The organism is Ruminococcus sp. AF20-12LB, assembly GCF_003478985.1.
Lineage (GTDB): Bacteria > Bacillota > Clostridia > Lachnospirales > Lachnospiraceae > Blautia_A.
Map to the genome: position 1 here is coordinate 1 of NZ_QUGH01000032.1, position 826 is coordinate 826.

At 41.6% G+C, this 826-nt stretch carries 1 protein-coding gene; it reads left to right on the top strand.

What is annotated here, in order from left to right:
* Positions 1 to 50: 50 nt before the first annotated feature.
* On the top strand, positions 51 to 826 hold a 776-nt coding region (locus DWX61_RS18705), incomplete at its 3' end, for a helix-turn-helix domain-containing protein (RefSeq protein ID WP_286188097.1).

Genomic DNA, 826 nt, shown 5'->3' on the forward strand with positions numbered 1-826 from the left:
CCTCCGATCACCGGAAATGATCCATTTTTATTACAAAGGAGGATTTACTTATGGCTACTTATAATATTGGAAACCGCAAACACCTTACTCTCGCTGACCGTGCTGCTATCGAACATGGTATACAGATTGGGGAAAACTTTTCTCAGATTGCTCGCAAGTTAAACAAGGATTCTTCCACCATCTCAAAGGAGATACGGCGTCATATCATACATGTTCCTCATTATCAGGATGACCTCCAGAAGAAACGCTCGGAATGCCAGTTCTTTCATTCCTGTGACAAAAGAAATGTATGTGGCAGCCTTTCCTGCCGGTCATTGTGCTTTAAGTGCCGTTCTAAGCGCTGTGCCATGTATTGCCGTGCTTTTACTCCTGTACTTTGCGACAGGCTCAAAAAACCACCGTATGTTTGCAACAACTGCAACCAGATACGTACCTGTTCCCATGACTTCTATTTTTACCGTGCCCATTATGCCCATGACCTTTATAATGAGATTAAGGTTTCTTCCCGTTCAGGTATCAACCAGACACCCGAATCTCTGGAACAGCTGGATCAGCTGGTTTCACCTTTTCTCCTTAAAGGACAGCCATTATCTCATATTTATGTTTCCAATCAGCAGCTTATCAATTGTTCTATCCGTACATTATATAACTACATTGATCATGGATATTTTACTGCTATCAATTTGGATCTCCCACGCAAAGTACGCTATAAAAAACGTCGCAAGACCAGAAAAGCTCCTGAAAACACCGGCTGCCGGGAAAATAGGACATACCATCATTTTGAAAAATATCTTGAAGAATATCCAGACACAAATGTTGTAGAGTT